Genomic DNA, 631 nt, shown 5'->3' with positions numbered 1-631 from the left:
AGTAGTGATGTGTTGGCTGCACAAATCGAAGATGCTTGGCAAGTGTATCTGCAGCTCGCTACCAAGTTAAATGAGCAGCGTTCAAAAGCGGCACCCGTGATCAGTGAGCAACTTATTCAGCAACTACAGCCCCTTGCTTTGCCTAACGCTCGCTGTGAGTTTGTCTTTACTAAAAAGGCGAATCCCAGTCTTTATAATGCGCAAGGTTGTTACGATATTGACCTATTGTTTAGCGCCAACGTTGGTATGCCGATGCAGCCGCTACACAAAATTGCCTCAGGTGGTGAGCTGTCGCGCATGGCGCTGGTCATGCAAGTATTGCAAGCGACAAGTGCGGATAACAATGCTGCCAAACCGATGCTAGTCTTTGACGAGGTGGATGTCGGTATCAGTGGCGGTACTGCCCAGGTAGTAGGCGAATTACTGCGTAGCCTTGGACAGACACAGCAGCTGCTAGCAATTACTCATCAGGCTCAAGTCGCCGCCCAAGCACATCAGCATATTTTAGTGCAAAAGCATCACAATGAGCAGACGCAAAGTGAGCTTATTATTTTGACCAAAGATGCGCAGGTAAATGAGCTGGCACGTATGTCAGGCGGGGTTACTATTACTGATGTGACTCGTGACCATG

General features: G+C 48.8%; 1 pseudogene. It reads left to right on the top strand.

Annotated features, from left to right (window positions below):
* Positions 1-631: pseudogene (locus ACS8FD_RS21865) on the top strand (DNA repair protein RecN); the annotation flags it as partial.

It is taken from the genome of Psychrobacter sp. 1U2 (assembly GCF_051847575.1).
Note: the sequence above shows the minus strand (reverse complement) of the source record. Positions and strands in the feature narration are given on the sequence as shown.